The sequence below is a fragment of the Lysinibacillus capsici genome, assembly GCF_003367505.1.
GTDB classification, from domain to species: domain Bacteria; phylum Bacillota; class Bacilli; order Bacillales_A; family Planococcaceae; genus Lysinibacillus; species Lysinibacillus capsici.
In genome coordinates this window covers 276,578-293,172 of sequence record NZ_PXXX01000015.1, presented here as the reverse complement: position 1 = coordinate 293,172, position 16,595 = coordinate 276,578, and the positions used below count along the sequence as shown (strand labels likewise).

Below are 16,595 nucleotides of genomic sequence, written 5' to 3'. Positions count from 1 at the left end.
TTATAAAGGGTACACTTTATATATTAACGCGCCCTTTTCTGGAATAAAAAATGAGTTACTAACTATTCATAAACTTTTGTAGGCAACTTGAACGATTTGTTGTTCACCATTCTTCTCAAAAATCTTATAATTTTCCATCCCGATTTTTTCCGCAACTTTTTGGGATGGGATATTTTTTAAGGTCGTGTATGAAAATATTTCAGAATAGCCCAGAACATTCCATGCATATTCCTTACAAGCAGATGCCGCTTCTGTCGCATACCCCTTATTCCAATACGCTTTAATAATGTGAAAACCGATTTCAGGTAACCATACACCGTCAATGTTCTGCATGGTTATTCCACAATCACCGATAAATAGATCTCCTTCTTTTAAAACAACTGCCCATAGTCCATGATTATATTGCTTATAATTTTTCTCATTCCACCTGATCCAATTTTTAACCTCTTCTTGATTAAAGGGATGAGGGTAATATTGCATAGATTCGGGGTCGGAAAGCACTTTTGATAATTCATGATGATCGTCCATTTTTAACGCTCTAAGGTATAATCGTTCCGTCTCGATTATCTTCAAATTGCCCACCCTTTGCTTTTAATATATTTTGCTACAATATTTCATTTAGAAATGTGCAGTACCTGTTTTTACCCATTTGAAGCCAAAAAGTTACCCAAAGTAATGATGGACACACCAAACAACAAGAAACAGACTTACTATCCCCCATGCAGTGGTACTCCATATCCACCAAACTACAGATCTTACTTTTGATGAATTTTCCTCTTCTTCCACATTCAATTTTATAAAAGCGACCTTACTTTCCATACCTTTTTTCATAGAAGCGAGCACAACAAATCCAATTATTATGAAACCAATAGTTACCCAAAGTAGTAGGTCCACCTTTACACTCCCTTTATAGAATTGAATTTCACCGCAATTTATTATAATAATTAGATTCTACAAAGATTACAATATACCTTGTGTTAATTCAAGTGCGTTTAAGTATATCATGTATTAAAATGCTGAAACTTAAAGTGCCAGAAGCTTTGTTTGGAAACTTTACTTAAAAGAATGTTATTCAACAATTGGACCAATGTTAAGATAAACACGCAAATGTAAGATGTATTGCTTTACTCAACAATATGACCCTTAAATGAAAAGGAGCAAAATAGATGGCCCTATCCCTCACTTTGCCTACTCTATCCATCACTTTTCACGTTGTATCCGCTACTTTTCATGTTTTAACCACTACTTCAGAGCCTATCCCTCACTTTGGCTGCTCTATCCATCACTTTTCACGTTGTATCCGCTACTTTTCATGTTTTAACCGCTACTTTAGAGCCTATTCCTCACTTTGCCTGCTCTGCCATTTGAGTGATTGAACTAGAGTCATAAAATAAACCGACCCATTGGATCCGCCAAGTGCAATTAATTGCATGTGACGCGTACTTAATTCCCGCTTTAGTTGTGAATCTTGATGATTATCTTTCATAATGCTTACTCCTCATACGTTTAGATTTTCAAATACTTGTTCAAAAAAGGAATAAAAAAAACGCCCTTTTGGATTAACCAAAAGGACGATTCAACTCGTGTTACCACCTTTAATTTATAAGCAATTCACATTACTTACCTTAACGGTCATTTGACGATACTCTCGCACATGATTACGGGTGTAGCCTACTTAGAATGATCTTTTCGGTACACAGCTCCAAGATGAATTCTCAATCGTTTTACATGCACCTCTCATCGACCGGTAACTTTCTGTTCGTAAAAATAATTGATACTATTTTTTTCATAGCCTTTGTTCTAGCCATCTCACGAGAAAGAGTAGATTTTCGCTAAATAAAGCGCCCGATTGTAAAAGTCCCAAAAATTACCATTCTCTTCATTACACTCTCTGAAAACCAAAAATATATTTCAATCATACGAACAGGCAACGAATATCCTACTTTTTGTTCTTTTGATATACAATAAAAGTAAGGCCATTTAATAGCAATGTAAAAATGAGAAGAACTGCTGTGGCTATCACGACTGCACGTGTCGTGTCCATGAGTGCCGTCCAATCCTCAATTTTTACTAAATGATAATTATAAAACATCTGAAAACTAATTGAAATAGCGCAGGCACTGATGCTGAGAACGGCAAGGATACCCCAATTAGAATGTTCATGTTTTTTATTTCCCATTAGATAAATAATCGGAAGTATCCAAGCAATTATTCCTAGTAAGAGACTGCCAATATTAAGCCAACCAATCATAACGAATCCCTCTTTCTATTTGTATTGCCGTTTAACAATACTTAACGGTAAATTGTAGGAAAGGTTTCAAATAACTGTATTATTCAACAATATCGACCTTTAAAAGAAAAAGACACGTTTATAAATAAACGCGCCCAATTGCCGAAAACTATTATTCAATTAAAACTACCATTATAAACTTTATCTTTTCGCTTCATTTGTATATGCGTAAATATTTTCACTATTAATATACCAATTATTCCACCAAGTATATTACATAACAAGTAGATAGCATCTACAGAACCAATGTTCCTAGGAACTAAACTAAACGACCCTAATAGTAGACGTAAAAGCTCTATACCTAAACAACACAATATCACTAGAAAAATGGCTTTATTTATATTTTTAAAATGGAAAAAAACGCATAAAAATATCCCTAAAGGAAGTAATAATAAAAAATTATAAACTATAGCTGAATAGCTCCACAAATACATATTGAAGTGGATACTATCAAAAATTCCAAACCAATCATTAGCTGTAATAAAACGTCTACTATTGTCTGCTGGATTTAGAGGTAAAAGTGTTATTCCCCCTACTTTAATTTGAAGTAAACATAGTAAATAGAAGAGAAAGCTGTATAAAGTAACACGTCTTTGATTACTCTTGATTTCTTTTCTAAAGTAATCAAGAAATACATCTATAAAAATATAGACCAACAACACTAAAAATCCGAAAGAAACAATATTATATAGAACATAGTTGGTATGCAAGTAAACACCTCCCAAATTTTGTAACAACTATCATTTTACTTATTTTAACAATGTTAGTCAAAACCATTTTTCCATTTAGATGCTTTTAATGTCATATATAAAAAAACACCCCTATAGACCACCATATCTATAGGGGAAAAAACGGTACGATATTAGTATGAAGTTTAGTAGGTTACCTCGGAATCTTTTCGCTTCGGAATAAGTGCAGTAAAAAGTGCAATTAAATTAGGTGGAATACTAAATAATAAAAATAGCCAGTTTGTCGTCAGGATCGAGATGATCGTGAATACAATAATGGACGTAATGAAGACGAATAGGCCCACCTTCACACGCGAAGGCTGTAACGGGGCTGCACTGGACATATTGATGGTCAAAATAATCCCAATGATTCCCCAACTCGCTACGTGTGTTAATAAAAGGATACCTAAAACCATAGCAGTGCTTAATTCAATCCCAAAATTGAGTAACGTAAAGAAAACATACAGCGCTCCTAATGTCACATACCAAGAATAGGATCTGGCCTTTTGCCAAATATGATAGTACAGCTCGTCTAAACCTCTGTTTTTTCTAGCTTTCTGTCGCCCGAACCACCACCCAAGGAGTCCACCAATCACTCCCCCATACAATCCAATCATACCCCAGATATTAATCTCCATCACTCATTCTCCTCCTCTTCAAATATAAACACTTCTTCAATTGTGCTATTGAACGCTTTGGATATGTTGTAGGCAAGCTCTAAGGATGGATTGAATTTGCCTGATTCAATAGCAATGATCGATTGCCGTGAAACGCCAACTTGTTTCGACAATTCTTCCTGCGTAATCTTGTTCAATTTTCGTAATTCTCGAATTCTGTTTTTCATAATGCCTCCTTTATAAATGTAAAGCAAACTATACATTTAATGTTAAGTAAAGTTTACTTTACATCACTACGTATGTCAAGCAAACTTTACAATTTGATTTTTAGTTAGATGAAATGGCAATGTCGAGTAAAGAACAACAAAATTCTATTACTATGTACTATTTTCGGAAAATTTGATAAATTAATAGTAAGGAATGTTTTGAGCGTTACAAAAAGGAGGTTATCCAAATGAGTAAAAAAGAGCTCTTGCAAAATGGAGTCAATCAGGTTTTTTACGAAGAGGAATGGTACCCACCGTTATCAGAAGCATTAAAGAATCTCACTGCTGCGCAAGCTAGTTGGCAACCAGAAGGAAATGCCGCTAATACGATATGGGAAAATGTAAACCATTTATTAATCTTTAAAGAGCGCTTACTTTCTCGCTTACATAAAGATGAGACATTTGTTGCTCCACAAAATAATGATGAAACGTTTGTCCAAGGCGGTGCTCATGATGAAGATGCTTGGCAAGAAACAGTGAATCGAACACTTCACGTACATGATGCCTTACAATCTTCATTAGCATCCTTGCAAGAAGAGGCATTAGATCAACCTAGTCCCGCTCTTCCAGTTTGGCAACAATATCTAAATATCCTTTTGCACGACGCTTACCATACAGGACAAATTGTTCAACTTCGTAAACTACAAGGTTCATGGCCTGCTAAGCGCTCCTACTTATAAACGATGATTCCAATTGGTGATTGAAAAGCAGATGCCCCCTCAAGTTAGAGACAAACTACTAACTATAGGGGGCATATCATTTAATTCGTTTCATTATCCATCTTAAGCTGTTTATCTACCATAATCAGTAGAACATCACTAATGTCGAGAGTGCTTTTAGTAAGTTTACAAGTCTATCGGCTTACCACCTGTCACACCATAAATCTGACCTGTGATATAACTTCCTTCATCCGAGGCCAGAAGAACATAAACGGGTGCAAGCTCTACTGGCTGTCCCGCACGGCCGAGAGGCGTATTTTGGCCAAACTCAGGAATCTCTCCTTCTAATTTCCCGTTATCTAGCTGAAGTGGCGTCCAAATCGGACCAGGTGCAACACCATTGACACGGACACCTTTAGAAGCAAAGTACGAGGATAGGGATACCATAAAGTTGCTTATTGCACCTTTTGTCGCGGCATAATCCATTAAAGATGAGGATGGATCGAAAGATTGAACCGATGTGGTGGTGATAATTGCACTTCCTGGTTCCAAATGTTCTTCAGCAGCTTTTACGGTCTCGAACATGCTGATGATGTTTACTTTGAAAGTGTCTTGCACTTGTTTAATTGTTAAGTCACTTAGGGATGGCTGTGCGATCTGTTGCGCAGCATTTAATACAAGAATGTCCAACCCGCCAAAGGCTTCTACGGTTTTTGTAACAATCTCTGTCGCTGCGCCGTCTTCTCGCAAGTCATACGGTAGCAGTAATGCTTTTCTTCCTGCTTTTTCAATTAATTCTTTAACGACGTTGGCATCTTCCTCTTCACCAGGGAAGAATTGGATAGCTACATTGGCTCCTTCACGTGCATAGGCAATGGCGGCAGCACGACCAATCCCAGAATCGCCTCCTGTAATTAAGGCATTGCGCCCTTCTAGACGATTGTATCCTTTATATGATTCTTCTCCGCAGTCAGGTTTGGGGATCATTCCACGCTGTAGCGCTGGCGTGTTCTGTTCCTGATTTGGGAATTTTTCGGTATGAAATTTTTTACGTGGATCGGTTAGATGTGGGTTTCCCATCAGCTATCATCTCCTATTTTGATTAATTAGTGACAAACACTTTGTGTGCTTACACTGTTACATTTTGTTGAATACCCTCTGAACATTTACTTTAAACAGCATCAGATTTCTTCCGCCCTTCCTACCAATGATGGAGTCATTTACATTTTCCTTACAAAAGAAAAAACACCCTATATAAGCGAGCAGACTAGTCCAATTTTGAAATGGATAGTTTGAACACTTACATTGAGTGTTTTAAGAACCTCTATAAAGTAGGTTATGAAAGATATTTAATAACGCTTTGTTTGTTTAAATTAACGCCTCAATTGCTTGAGCTACTTGCTCTTCTGTTAAATTGTGACGCACGATGTAGCGATTGCGCGCATGCTTTGTACATTCGATTGTACAGCCACCTAAATGCTTTGCTTCATTTTCTTCAGATGCGATGATTTGCTTGTTACATTCAGGATTTGCACAGTTAATGTAGCGTTCACAAGGTTCACCGTCATAGTGATCACGACCGACAATCACATGCTCTACTTGATTGATTGGCACCGTTAAACGCTCATCGAAAACGTACATTTGCCCATCCCATAATTGACCTTTCGCCACAGGATCTTTTCCATATGTTGCTACACCACCATGTAATTGACCGACATCGCCAAAGCCTTCACGTTTCATCCAACCCGAAAACTTCTCACAACGAATACCACCCGTGCAATATGTTAAAACATTTTTCCCTTCGAAGAGCTCACGGTTTGCACGGACCCATTCTGGTGTATCACGGAAATTTTTCACCTCTGGTCGAATCGCGCCACGAAAATGGCCGACATCGTATTCATACGTGTTACGCACATCTAATACTACTGTATTTTCATCTTGCATTTCAGCAAGGAATTGTTCTGGTGACAGGTAGCGACCTGTTAATTCATGTGGGTTGACGTCTTCTTCTAGGCCTAAGTTGACTAACTCAGGACGTGGGCGAACGTGCATTTTTTTGAATGCATGTCCTTCTGCCGCATCAATTTTAAAGACAATGCCTTCGAATAATGGGTCTGCTTGCATGTTAGCCATATATTGCTCTGTTTGCTCAATCGTCCCCGAAACAGTCCCGTTGATGCCCTCATTGGCTACTAAAATACGACCTTTTAAACCGATTTCTTTACACATTTCTAAGTGCGTTGCTGAAAACGTCTCTGGGTCTTCAATCTTCGTGTAATGGTAATATAATAGAACTCGATAATTCATTGTTTTCCACCTATCATTTCAATATTTGCAGGATATTCCTGATAGTGTCTTTTACGACCTATTAACCATAAAGGATAATCCGTTAATATGCTATCGGTAATTAGACTGAAATGAGTAGAAATAATTTTCCATATGCCGCTAGATAAAAAAGACACATTCATTCGTTAAACAAATTTTATATTTTTCTTCACCGCATTTTCTACTAAAGCATAGAGTAAACTCGCAATACCAAAAATAAGCATCGAATTGATAGTACTTAAATTATATTCTTCTATAAATCGCGAATCATAAATGATTACGAAAGAAAAAGCCCCTATTGCCCCACCAAATAAAGTGAAGGTAACCACTTTGAACAGCCAATTTTTCATAAAACGACTCAAAATAAATGTTAACGGTAAAAACGAAATCGGATAGAGAATAAAAGCAAAAAGAGCCCATTAAGAACATATAACCAACGCCTAAATCACGAAATCCCGTCATATATTCTGATGTCCTGATTTTTCTTCCTTCTAAAACTTCTAAGCCAAATCCAGCTAAGGCAAATAGCACTATAAAAGGTATCCACATGATTAAACAATGATAGAAAGTTTTCATTCTTATCCTTCCCCTTATAAATTTTTACTATTGGTACAATTCAACCTCTTAATAGATCCAACGAAAATCATGGAAGAAAGTTACAATGTTTCTCATCTGACAAAAGATCAAAAAAAAGCATATTTTAGGGATTGATACGCCTAAAATATGCACCTCTCATTTCTTCTCTTTAAAACACAATCCCAATAATGATGGCTGATAGAACACTTACAAGTGAGGCACCGTATAGCAATTTTAATCCAAAGCGTGCCACTACATTGCCTTGCTTTTCATTTAACCCTTTTACGGCACCTACAATGGTACCAATTGAGCCAAAGTTAGCAAAGGATATGAGGAATACAGAGACAATCGCTGCTGTACGCTCACTGAAGCTATCTTGGATTTTAACGAAGTCCAGCATGGCAACGAATTCATTTGCCACAAGCTTTGTCGCCATGATACTCCCTGCATTCACAGCTTCATACCAAGGTACACCCATGACAAACGCAATTGGGGCAAAGACATAGCCTAGGAAACCTTGGAATGTGATACCGAAAATGCCATTAAACACACCATTAATGAGGGCAATTAACCCAACAAAGCCTACTAACATAACCCCTACGATGATGGCTACCTTAAAACCGTCCATAATGTATTCGCCTAGCATTTCAAAAAACGTTTGCTTTTCACCTTCTTGCACTTCGATTATATCTTCCTCCGCTTGTACTTCATACGGGTTAATGATTGAGGCCACGATAAAACCACCAAACAAGTTTAATATGAGAGCTGCCACTACATACTTTGGCTCTAGCATCGTCATATAGGAGCCCACAATGGACATCGATACCGTTGACATCGCAGAAGCACATAAGGTATAAAGCCGATGCTTTGGTAAAAAGCCCATTTGATTTTTCACTGAAATGAATACTTCATTTTGCCCTACGATTGCCGCTGCAACCGCATTATAGGATTCTAGTTTTCCCATGCCATTGATTTTACTTAATACGAAACCTATATATTTAATCATAAACGGTAGAATTTTATAATGTTGCAATATGCCGATGATGGCTGACATAAATACGATTGGCATTAAAACATAGAGGAAAAATGTATGTGCACCCTCATTCGCCATCCCACCAAATACAAAATTTGTGCCCTCATTGGCATATTCAAGTAGTTTTGCAAAGCTATCAGCAAATCCTTTAATTAAAAATTCCCCAATACCTGTCTTCAGTAATAGAAACCCTAAAACAAGCTGGATAACAATCATCACAATGATTGGGCGATATTTAATATTTTTCTTATTATTACTTGCAAGCCATGCTAAAAATAGCACGAGTAGTAAACCTACTATCGAAATAATATAATGCATGTTGTCCCCTCCGTAACAAAACAATGTTTTCAAATGCTTTTTCTTCCCATCCCATGCAATCCCTTACGCATCGATGATTGTATGAAGAGCAATGTCCACCATATCAAAAAAGGATTTTTCACTTTCCTCGTGCGTTAAGCTTTCATTTGTTAATAGTTGACTACCTACCGTCAAAATAGACAATGCCATTACCCCATATTTTGCGGCTAACGTATAGAGGGCGGTGCTTTCCATTTCTACCCCTAAAACACCGAATTCCATAAACTTATGAAGCCTGTCTAATGTTTCACGATAAAATTCATCTGAATTATAAATATTGCCAACAAACACATTGCCTTTTTTCCCTTGCGCTAGTTGAAACGCTTTCATTAATAAGGAAAAATCCGCAATTGGTGCGTAATTATTGCCGTAGAAAATTTTCTCCGTCAAATTGCTGTCTGAAGACACTGCTTGGGCTAGAATGATATCGCGGATTTGAATGTCCTTTTGCATCGCGCCACATGTGCCAATACGAATCAATTTTTTCACGCCATAATCGTTGACCAATTCAGTACCGTAAATACTCATCGATGGATTCCCCATGCCCGTCCCCTGCACGGAAATCGGTACACCTTTGAACGTTCCTGTATACCCATACATTCCTCTTACTTCGTTATAGCAATAGACATTCTCTAAAAAATGCTCTGCTACAAATCTTGCACGTAAAGGGTCTCCAGGCAGCAAGACACGCTCAGCTATTTCTCCCTTTTTTGCTCCTAAATGTCTACTCATTTTCATTCCTCCAAAAACTTGTCATTTATCTCCAATCCAATTAGGTAACCGTTTTCATTTACCAATAAAAAATACCCACAGCCATTTCCGAAACTACTTCTTTTACAAGAAATCTGTTCAGAAACTACTATGAGTATAAGGTTTAATAAACCTGACAAACTAGACCAGATTGTTACGTTGTGTACGGGAAATAATTGACCAAATTACCGAAGTAATTCTTGACGAATATTATCTAAGTCCCTTTTGGTAGGAATCGTAGATATAATAACAACCGGCACTGTCGTCAAGGCAACGGGAAAATTACTTATGACAAAATCAATGTGATGCTGCTGTACCATCTCATCCGTTAATCCCTTCATAATAGAGGTATTAATAATCAGCTGGTCTCCAATTTCATTCTTGATTAAATTGGCGATATAATGGCGGATTGAAAATTCCTCTCCAATAACCAAGAAGGCTCGTTTACTTTTATAACGTAGCCCTGAACGAACAAGCAAGGTAAGCTTGGTTAAATGAAAGTCATTATACAGGATAGAAGGGTACGCTTTTTTCCATGTTTGCATACAGATCTGCATATCTTGGTAAATTTGCTGACATTCAATTTGAACATAGTTTGTTAAATTACTTTTTGAAATCATCAGCCATTCAGGGATGGCATTATCGATTAAAAGCTTGTCTAAAAACTCATATACCTCCAAGCTAAACCGCTCATTCATATGTAGATGAGGGTAAGCCTTTGCCAATAAGGTGAATAACTGCTGCGCCATTTGATCAATTTCTTTATTTTTATATAATTCGATTTCCTTCATTGGCGTCATGTCTGATCCTTCATAATAATGATATTGGCTTAGACTAAATAGAGATTGCATAAAAAACAATTCACGCTTTGGTAATTCAATCGAAAATTTTTCTTCCAGTGCCTGTGCAAAGTCTTTTACTGGCAAATAGAACATTCCTCTTTCCCAAGCGTAATCATCCTCCGTAATTTTGACATAGTTCCCCTTTCGTACTCTTTCCAAGACAATCGCCACTAAAAAGGATAATTTCCTTTTGGAGTTAATAAAATAAACAATGTTTTGCTCATGCTCTATTTGCGTGATGCATTGATTGATAAAATCAAAGTCACTATTGGTAAATGGCCATCCTGTATACTCATAGGCATCACCATATAATTTCCAATAAAAATAGCGGATATTCAATTCATTTCCCTTTACGGCGGGCGTCGAGTATGTAATGCGTAGCTTATACGGCTTCAAATCATGATTATTTAGTTGCGTAATCAGCTTCTTCAACGAGGAAGTGCTCATAAACATCGCCTCTGCTAGCTCCTCCATCGAATAAGGTTGCCCATTGATAAACAATAAGTGCATGAAGCGATAGAAGATGGTTTGCCTGAACATGCTCGAAAGCACTTCACTAACGGTTGTACTTCGCCCATCTCGTTGTAGAAAAATTCCCTTTCCTCTAGATACGTCAATCGTCATTGTTGCTGGTAATTGCCGATTGATCTCTTCTACGAGCTTCCGTATGGTCTTATCTGAAATATGTAAGCTTTTTTCAACCTCCCCTAAAGTAAACCATCTTTGTTCAGAATCTAGTAACAGTAATAACTGACTAGCTAATTTGAATTCCTTATCCACGTTCTCACCCTATCCATCATTCACAAAAAGGAACATACACTGGTAGCTGTATGTCCCTTTTTGCGTTTATTTCATATACGTATTCAAAACTTTTTCGATGTCCGTATTAAGCTTGTTGATATCAACTGCTGGCACGGGCTGATTGACAAGCTGATATTTTTCTTTTAGTTTTAGGATTCTTTGGACACTTTCATTGATGCTTTCCTCTGTTATTTCCCCATTGCTGACGGCTACCTTCACCGCTTCTATCGCTGCTGTAATATTGGCATATTCATGAGCGATTAAAATAATATCACTACCAGCCTTGATTGAATCGACAGCTGCTTGCCCGATCGCATAATGATTCGTGATGGCCTTCATCGTCATATCATCAGTCATCACAACACCGTCAAAGCCCAGCTGCTTTCTTAGCATACCCGTGATAATTTCCTTCGACATGGAGGAAGGATACTGTGGATCAATTTTTGGCAATAAAATATGTGCGACCATGACGACATCTGCACCATTGTTAATGGCCTCTTTAAATGGGACAAGCTCTAGCTGATTCAAATCGTTCAAGCTTTTTGTCACCTTTGGCAATTCTAAGTGGGAATCCACAGATGTGTCACCATGCCCAGGGAAATGCTTCACGACAGGAATAACCTGCTCCGACTCCAGACCCTTCATTGTTTGAATGCCCAATTTGCTGACGATAGCTGGATCATTGGAAAACGAACGATCCCCGATAATTGGATTATTCGGATTGCTATTGACATCTAATACAGGCGCAAAGTTCAGATTGAAGCCAAATACCTTTAATTGCTCCCCTAATAATTGGCCTACTTCAAATGAAAACTTGGATTGGTTAATGTCCCCAATTTTTTGGTTCGTTGGGAAATTTTTTAAAGCGCCTGGTAATCTGACTACTTTTCCACCCTCTTGGTCGGTGCCAAGGAAAAGTGGTAGCTGATTATTCGAATTGGCAGCCATTAAGTCATTCATCAATGTGACCGTTTGCTGGGGTGTTTCAAGATTATTGCCATAAAGAATTAAACCACCTACTTTAGCCTTTTGAATAAGGCTTATTGTCTCCTGCTGAAGCGTCGTACCTGAAACACCTGCAAACATCATTTGACCGATTTTCTCGTCCAATGTCATTTGTTCCACCGTATCTGGCGCTTGTGGCTTCAGTTCCGTATAGACCGAAATATGATGAACAGTAGGATTGGCATCACTGTCAATCGGTTTCGGTAAAATCCACTTTAATTGATAGCTGGCATTTACTTGGTAGACAAGAATAATTTGATCGGTTGAAGGATCCTGATAGTAACGAACTTCATCAGGTTCGCCCAACTTATTTTTAATATCTGCTAAACGAATGCTTTTGATATTCTCTTTCGATGAACGGATATCGAAGGCCTGTGAACCTCGATAACCAATCGTCACATCCTCGTAATCTTCATATTGTCCATTGGCGGATTCCGTGACCTGCTGTGGTTCTCCCCATTGCTCACGAACCGCTTGTTGTTCTGTATCTCCTGCTGCAAATGGCACATCAGGTACTTTTCCTTCTCGTGCTAATTGAGCAATATCCTGAATGAGGACCTCTATATTGTCTGAACCACCTTCCTGTTCAGACGCATCCTCTTGAACGGGCGTTGTCTCAGGATTTCTAGTCGGTAGTGTGACTGGCCTCACTTTCATGCCGATAAAAAAGGCTAGACCCATTAACATCAGCACAAGAACTAGCAGCACACCACGTCTTCTTTTATGCATGTAAAAACCTCCTTCACCAAGCCATTTGGCGACATCGAAACAAATCTATCAACTAACGTTATCATAACTGCCACCTGAATTCAAAGCTCACGCTGTGAACAGAATCGCAGCCTTCAATAGAAAATATTATCGTAAGCTAGCAAAAATGCAAAAGAAGATGTTAAAATATTCACATAAAGGGGGATATAACACATGGGGAAATTAAGTAAAAGAAATATACTGTGGATTGTGCCAATCGGTATCTTAGCGGTATTTTGGTACTTCTATGGTCCACAAAAGGATATTACAGACAATGAATATATTACATACGTAAAAAACTATTCCTATGAAAATAGCGCAAAAACTTTGGAGAGTGCCTTTGCCTCTGCCTGTGAAAATCCATATTGGGTCTATTTTGAAACACAAAAGGGACAGGATGTTGTAGAGTTTGAGGGTGATTGCACGGTGAACAATGAAGTAGCCAAGGTCAATGTACAGTTTCTGGTAGACAACGACATCACAAGTGTTCAATCAGGTGCAATGCTTGTCGATAGTAAAATGCAGGAAGAAGCAGACCGCGATGAATTTTTGCTAGCACTTGCTAAATAATCCCTTATAGTGATGCTATGAGGGTTTTCTCTGGGAAAGCGGATAAAATGTGCAAAGTAGTGGATAGCAACTCTAAAGTGACGGATAGAAAGTTAAAAGTGGCGGATAGATCCTGTAAATTGACGGATAGCTCTGAGAAAGCGGAGTAAGATTTTGATGCTGCAATCGAATAAAAATGGAGAGGGTTGATCCTCTCCAGAAGGTGGTTATTATTTTTTCTTGGCGATCCAAATCGTCCATCGATCCTTTTCAATGATGGAACCTTCAGTGGTAATTGCATTCCTTATATGTTCAAGAAGAGTCGATAATTGGTTGTCATTCAATTCATGCAATAGACTACGCCCCACTCTACCTTGTAAATCAGCCAATAATTGCTCCTTATTGGCATAGACCTGTCTCGTCTCCCATAGTTTGAGTTCACTAATTTCTTGAAAGCCTACTTCTTGTAAGCTTTCTGTCACCAACTGACTAGTGTGTCTGCGCTCTACTTCCTTTTGAATAAGCGAAGGATAACTTTCAAAGAAATAGCCCCTTATATGATGAGCATCCCCTGGAAGTAAGCAATCCTCTGGGGTGCGATCCTGTACGATAAAATAACCACCTTGCTGTAAAAGCCGAAATGCCTCTTGAAAGCATGCTTTGACATCTTGTATATGATGAATTAAGGCTCGTTCAAGCACGATATCAAAAGTATCCCCTGCAAGCCCTGTATTGAAAGCATTTCCTTGCACAAATGTGATTTGCGGATATGCTCGACAATTTTCTTTCGCTCCGTCTAGCATGGCTAGTGAAAAGTCTACACCTGTTACAGATGCCACCCCCATATCGACAAGTGCCTTGGCATAAATCCCTCCGCCACAGCCGATATCTACTGCCTTTCCCATACTATGAAAAGGAATATGTTTCGCTAACGCTGCCTTCCATGAGCTATCTGCCTGTCTAGTTGTATAAGACGTACGTTGTTGCTGACTATGAAAATCAATCCCCATTCTCTTCACCCTCCCCTTTTATTTTAGTGTACTAGTAGATCACCCATAAGAAAAATCTATAATTATTATAAAAATACATAAGCTTACCTTATCAAACGAAAAACCCATGCTGGGATATGCATGGGTTGAGCTACCATTAACTATTTCTAGTAGGATGGGAGGACTTTAATATGGTCCGTTCAATTATTCTAATTTCGTTATTTAGTTTTGTAATCGCCGCTTCAATTTGTTGATAGCGCTCCATCCGCTTGACCTTCTCTGTTGGAAGGGAATCCTTTAAAGCAGCCTGTCCCGCGTATAAGCTTGACAGTAAATCTAGCTTTTGAAAATAAGCTGTGCTATATTGCTCCATAACACCCAGCCCCTCATCTGTTACTTTTTTACACGAACTTATGAATTGTTGTTCATATAAGAACTATAACCGAAAAAAGCAGCCTCAAAACTCCATCTAAATTATTATTTATTATCCATTTCCAAGTAAATGATTATTCTATAAAAGCGCTAAAGCTATGTTATTCATCTTTTTTTAACAAAGAATAGATAAATGTATCATGTGCTTGTCCCTTTTGATACATATAGTCCCTCAATATGCCTTCCTGTTGGAATCCAAGCTGAATTAAAAGCTTGGAAGATGCCTCATTCTCTAAAAAAACAACGGCTCCAATCCGGTTTAAGTTCATATCCCCAAAACCATATGCAATTACTTTCTGCACAGCTTCTTTTGTATAACCCTGCCGCCAGTAATCAGGATGAATTTCATAGCCAATTTCTGCTCGTTGATGTGCCGCCGACCATAAATGGAAGCCAACTGTACCAATCACTTCATTCGAATCTTTTCGTTCAATTCCCCAACGAATCCCACGCTTTTCCTCAAAATTTTTAGCAAATTGCTTAATTAACTGCTCAGCCTGCTGTGTGTCAGCAAAAGGCTCCTGCCCATAATAGCGTGTTAAAGCCTCATTGGAAAAGCAACGAAAAATCGCAGGAACATCCTCCTCTGTGAGTTCTCTTAACCTAAGTCTTGCTGTTTCTAATTCTGGAAACATGCTGTTCCCCTCCTCTACCATCCATATCATTCTCTACTCTTCCTTCAAAATCCTTTTTTGACAATACAAACGTGCAAACCCCAAAGTAGGCTTGCACGTTTGATTACCCGAAAGCTTGTGCTGCTAGAGCATATAATGTTTGATTTCTTGGAGGTATTTTTTTGGCATTACGGATCATGACAGGTGGCGTGGCAGCCATCGTAAAGCCACTTTGTTGTAAAATTGGACCAAGCTCCTTTTGAACAGATGGACAGTCGATACGTAATTTTCCCTGATAGCCCTTAGCCAATTCATTGATAATATGATGCGCTATTTCTTTACTTGGCGCGACAATTGGTCCTAAAAGTAGATAAATTGGCCCCGCGATTGTTAAGCCATAGCCAATCATTTGGTTGTCTTGATTTTTGACAACAACACAGCGCTGTGACTGCTGTATTCTTTTACGCAAAAAGATTCTTCTACTATCCCCAAAGGCTGTTGCATCAAGTTGGGCCAGCTGTTCAAAATCCTGTTCTTGAAATTCTTTGATAGTGCCTAAAAAATCGGCTTTGCTGGTCGTCTCAACATATTTGTCTGCTAAATATTTATGTACATGCTCAACAGTCGTGAAGCCCATTTTTTGATATAAAGGTTGTCCTTCTATTGTAGCTACGAGCATAATCGCTGTTTCCGCTGAAACACTATCGATACAGGCTTGTGTAACAATTCTACCTAAGCCAAAACCTCTGCATTGCTCATGCACAATCACCATGCCAATGGAAGCTACATTTGTGTCGTAGGGAATAATAGCTGCACAGGAAACAATTTTTCCTTCCATATTTTTATGTCCAACTATTCTACCTGCTGCCATAATCGTTTCAATTTCGTAGGCATCGTAATCCCATCCAACGGAAGCTGATAGCTCGATTAATCCCTGAATATCACTAGAAGTAAATAAAGTTAGCTCAAAATTCAATTAGATACACCCTCTCAAAAGAACATATGTTCCATTTTA

At 38.2% G+C, this 16,595-nt stretch carries 19 protein-coding genes; 2 read left to right on the top strand and 17 right to left on the bottom strand.

The genetic code is table 11. The features are described 5' to 3' along the window. Nucleotides 1-66 precede the first annotated feature (66 nt). The 6 genes from C7B89_RS14870 to C7B89_RS14845 form a co-directional block, all read right to left on the bottom strand. Nucleotides 67-573 carry a GNAT family N-acetyltransferase gene (locus tag C7B89_RS14870; RefSeq protein WP_083225430.1) on the bottom strand — a complete coding sequence of 169 codons (507 nt, stop codon included), beginning with the start codon at nt 571-573 and terminating at the stop codon, nt 67-69. 90 nt (nt 574-663) lie between these two features. Continuing rightward, complete coding sequence (locus C7B89_RS23285) at nt 664-894, bottom strand: hypothetical protein (protein WP_112117901.1); 231 nt, start codon at nt 892-894, stop codon at nt 664-666. Nucleotides 895-1,939: 1,045 nt separating this feature from the next. After that, nucleotides 1,940-2,251 carry a hypothetical protein gene (locus C7B89_RS14860; protein WP_115674031.1) on the bottom strand — a complete coding sequence of 104 codons (312 nt, stop codon included), beginning with the start codon at nt 2,249-2,251 and terminating at the stop codon, nt 1,940-1,942. 155 nt (nt 2,252-2,406) lie between these two features. After that, the gene (locus C7B89_RS14855; protein WP_115674030.1) at nt 2,407-3,000 is read right to left on the bottom strand and encodes a VanZ family protein; all 594 of its coding nucleotides are present in this window, start codon (nt 2,998-3,000) and stop codon (nt 2,407-2,409) included. Nucleotides 3,001-3,164: 164 nt separating this feature from the next. Beyond that, the gene (locus tag C7B89_RS14850; protein ID WP_115674029.1) at nt 3,165-3,656 is read right to left on the bottom strand and encodes a hypothetical protein; all 492 of its coding nucleotides are present in this window, start codon (nt 3,654-3,656) and stop codon (nt 3,165-3,167) included. Beyond that, nucleotides 3,656-3,862: a helix-turn-helix transcriptional regulator gene (locus C7B89_RS14845; RefSeq protein ID WP_009371016.1), complete on the bottom strand. Its 207-nt coding sequence runs from the start codon at nt 3,860-3,862 to the stop codon at nt 3,656-3,658. The genes C7B89_RS14850 and C7B89_RS14845 overlap by 1 nt, the downstream gene beginning before the upstream one ends. Before the next feature lie 227 nt (nt 3,863-4,089). Here C7B89_RS14845 and C7B89_RS14840 point away from each other — a divergent pair, with 227 nt between their 5' ends. Next, the gene (locus C7B89_RS14840; RefSeq protein ID WP_048390596.1) at nt 4,090-4,581 is read left to right on the top strand and encodes a DinB family protein; all 492 of its coding nucleotides are present in this window, start codon (nt 4,090-4,092) and stop codon (nt 4,579-4,581) included. A 165-nt stretch (nt 4,582-4,746) separates the two neighbouring features. Here C7B89_RS14840 and C7B89_RS14835 read toward each other — a convergent pair whose 3' ends face one another. From C7B89_RS14835 to nagZ, 7 genes are all read right to left on the bottom strand, one after another. Continuing rightward, nucleotides 4,747-5,640: an SDR family oxidoreductase gene (locus C7B89_RS14835; RefSeq protein WP_115674028.1), complete on the bottom strand. Its 894-nt coding sequence runs from the start codon at nt 5,638-5,640 to the stop codon at nt 4,747-4,749. 288 nt (nt 5,641-5,928) lie between these two features. Then, nucleotides 5,929-6,867, bottom strand: a complete 939-nt coding sequence (trhO, locus tag C7B89_RS14830; RefSeq protein ID WP_115674027.1) for an oxygen-dependent tRNA uridine(34) hydroxylase TrhO — start codon at nt 6,865-6,867, stop codon at nt 5,929-5,931. Between the two features lie 285 nt (nt 6,868-7,152). After that, entirely contained in the window at nt 7,153-7,461 is a 309-nt protein-coding gene (locus C7B89_RS14825) for a hypothetical protein (RefSeq protein WP_244205687.1), read from the bottom strand. A gap of 169 nt (nt 7,462-7,630) precedes the next feature. Further along, nucleotides 7,631-8,812, bottom strand: coding sequence for a NupC/NupG family nucleoside CNT transporter (locus tag C7B89_RS14820; protein WP_115674026.1), 1,182 nt, complete (start codon nt 8,810-8,812; stop codon nt 7,631-7,633). Between the two features lie 63 nt (nt 8,813-8,875). Next, nucleotides 8,876-9,583, bottom strand: coding sequence for a purine-nucleoside phosphorylase (gene deoD / locus C7B89_RS14815; protein ID WP_115674025.1), 708 nt, complete (start codon nt 9,581-9,583; stop codon nt 8,876-8,878). A gap of 203 nt (nt 9,584-9,786) precedes the next feature. Continuing rightward, the gene (locus C7B89_RS14810) at nt 9,787-11,223 is read right to left on the bottom strand and encodes an AcpB/EbpR/MafR family transcriptional regulator (RefSeq protein ID WP_115674024.1); all 1,437 of its coding nucleotides are present in this window, start codon (nt 11,221-11,223) and stop codon (nt 9,787-9,789) included. Between the two features lie 66 nt (nt 11,224-11,289). After that, a complete protein-coding gene (gene nagZ, locus C7B89_RS14805) occupies nt 11,290-12,978 on the bottom strand; it encodes a beta-N-acetylhexosaminidase (protein WP_115674023.1) in 1,689 nt (562 codons plus the stop codon). Nucleotides 12,979-13,170: 192 nt separating this feature from the next. Here nagZ and C7B89_RS14800 point away from each other — a divergent pair, with 192 nt between their 5' ends. Continuing rightward, nucleotides 13,171-13,566, top strand: a complete 396-nt coding sequence (locus tag C7B89_RS14800; RefSeq protein WP_048390581.1) for a hypothetical protein — start codon at nt 13,171-13,173, stop codon at nt 13,564-13,566. A 209-nt stretch (nt 13,567-13,775) separates the two neighbouring features. Here the strand turns inward: C7B89_RS14800 and C7B89_RS14795 are convergent, their stop codons facing one another. From C7B89_RS14795 to C7B89_RS14780, 4 genes are all read right to left on the bottom strand, one after another. Beyond that, nucleotides 13,776-14,555: a class I SAM-dependent methyltransferase gene (locus tag C7B89_RS14795; RefSeq protein WP_115674022.1), complete on the bottom strand. Its 780-nt coding sequence runs from the start codon at nt 14,553-14,555 to the stop codon at nt 13,776-13,778. 136 nt (nt 14,556-14,691) lie between these two features. Next, on the bottom strand, nt 14,692-14,907 hold the full coding sequence (locus C7B89_RS14790) for a hypothetical protein (protein WP_054548789.1): 216 nt from the start codon (nt 14,905-14,907) through the stop codon (nt 14,692-14,694). 160 nt (nt 14,908-15,067) lie between these two features. After that, nucleotides 15,068-15,601: a GNAT family N-acetyltransferase gene (locus tag C7B89_RS14785; RefSeq protein WP_066037504.1), complete on the bottom strand. Its 534-nt coding sequence runs from the start codon at nt 15,599-15,601 to the stop codon at nt 15,068-15,070. Between the two features lie 103 nt (nt 15,602-15,704). Continuing rightward, the gene (locus tag C7B89_RS14780; protein ID WP_115674021.1) at nt 15,705-16,556 is read right to left on the bottom strand and encodes a GNAT family N-acetyltransferase; all 852 of its coding nucleotides are present in this window, start codon (nt 16,554-16,556) and stop codon (nt 15,705-15,707) included. Nucleotides 16,557-16,595 lie beyond the last annotated feature (39 nt).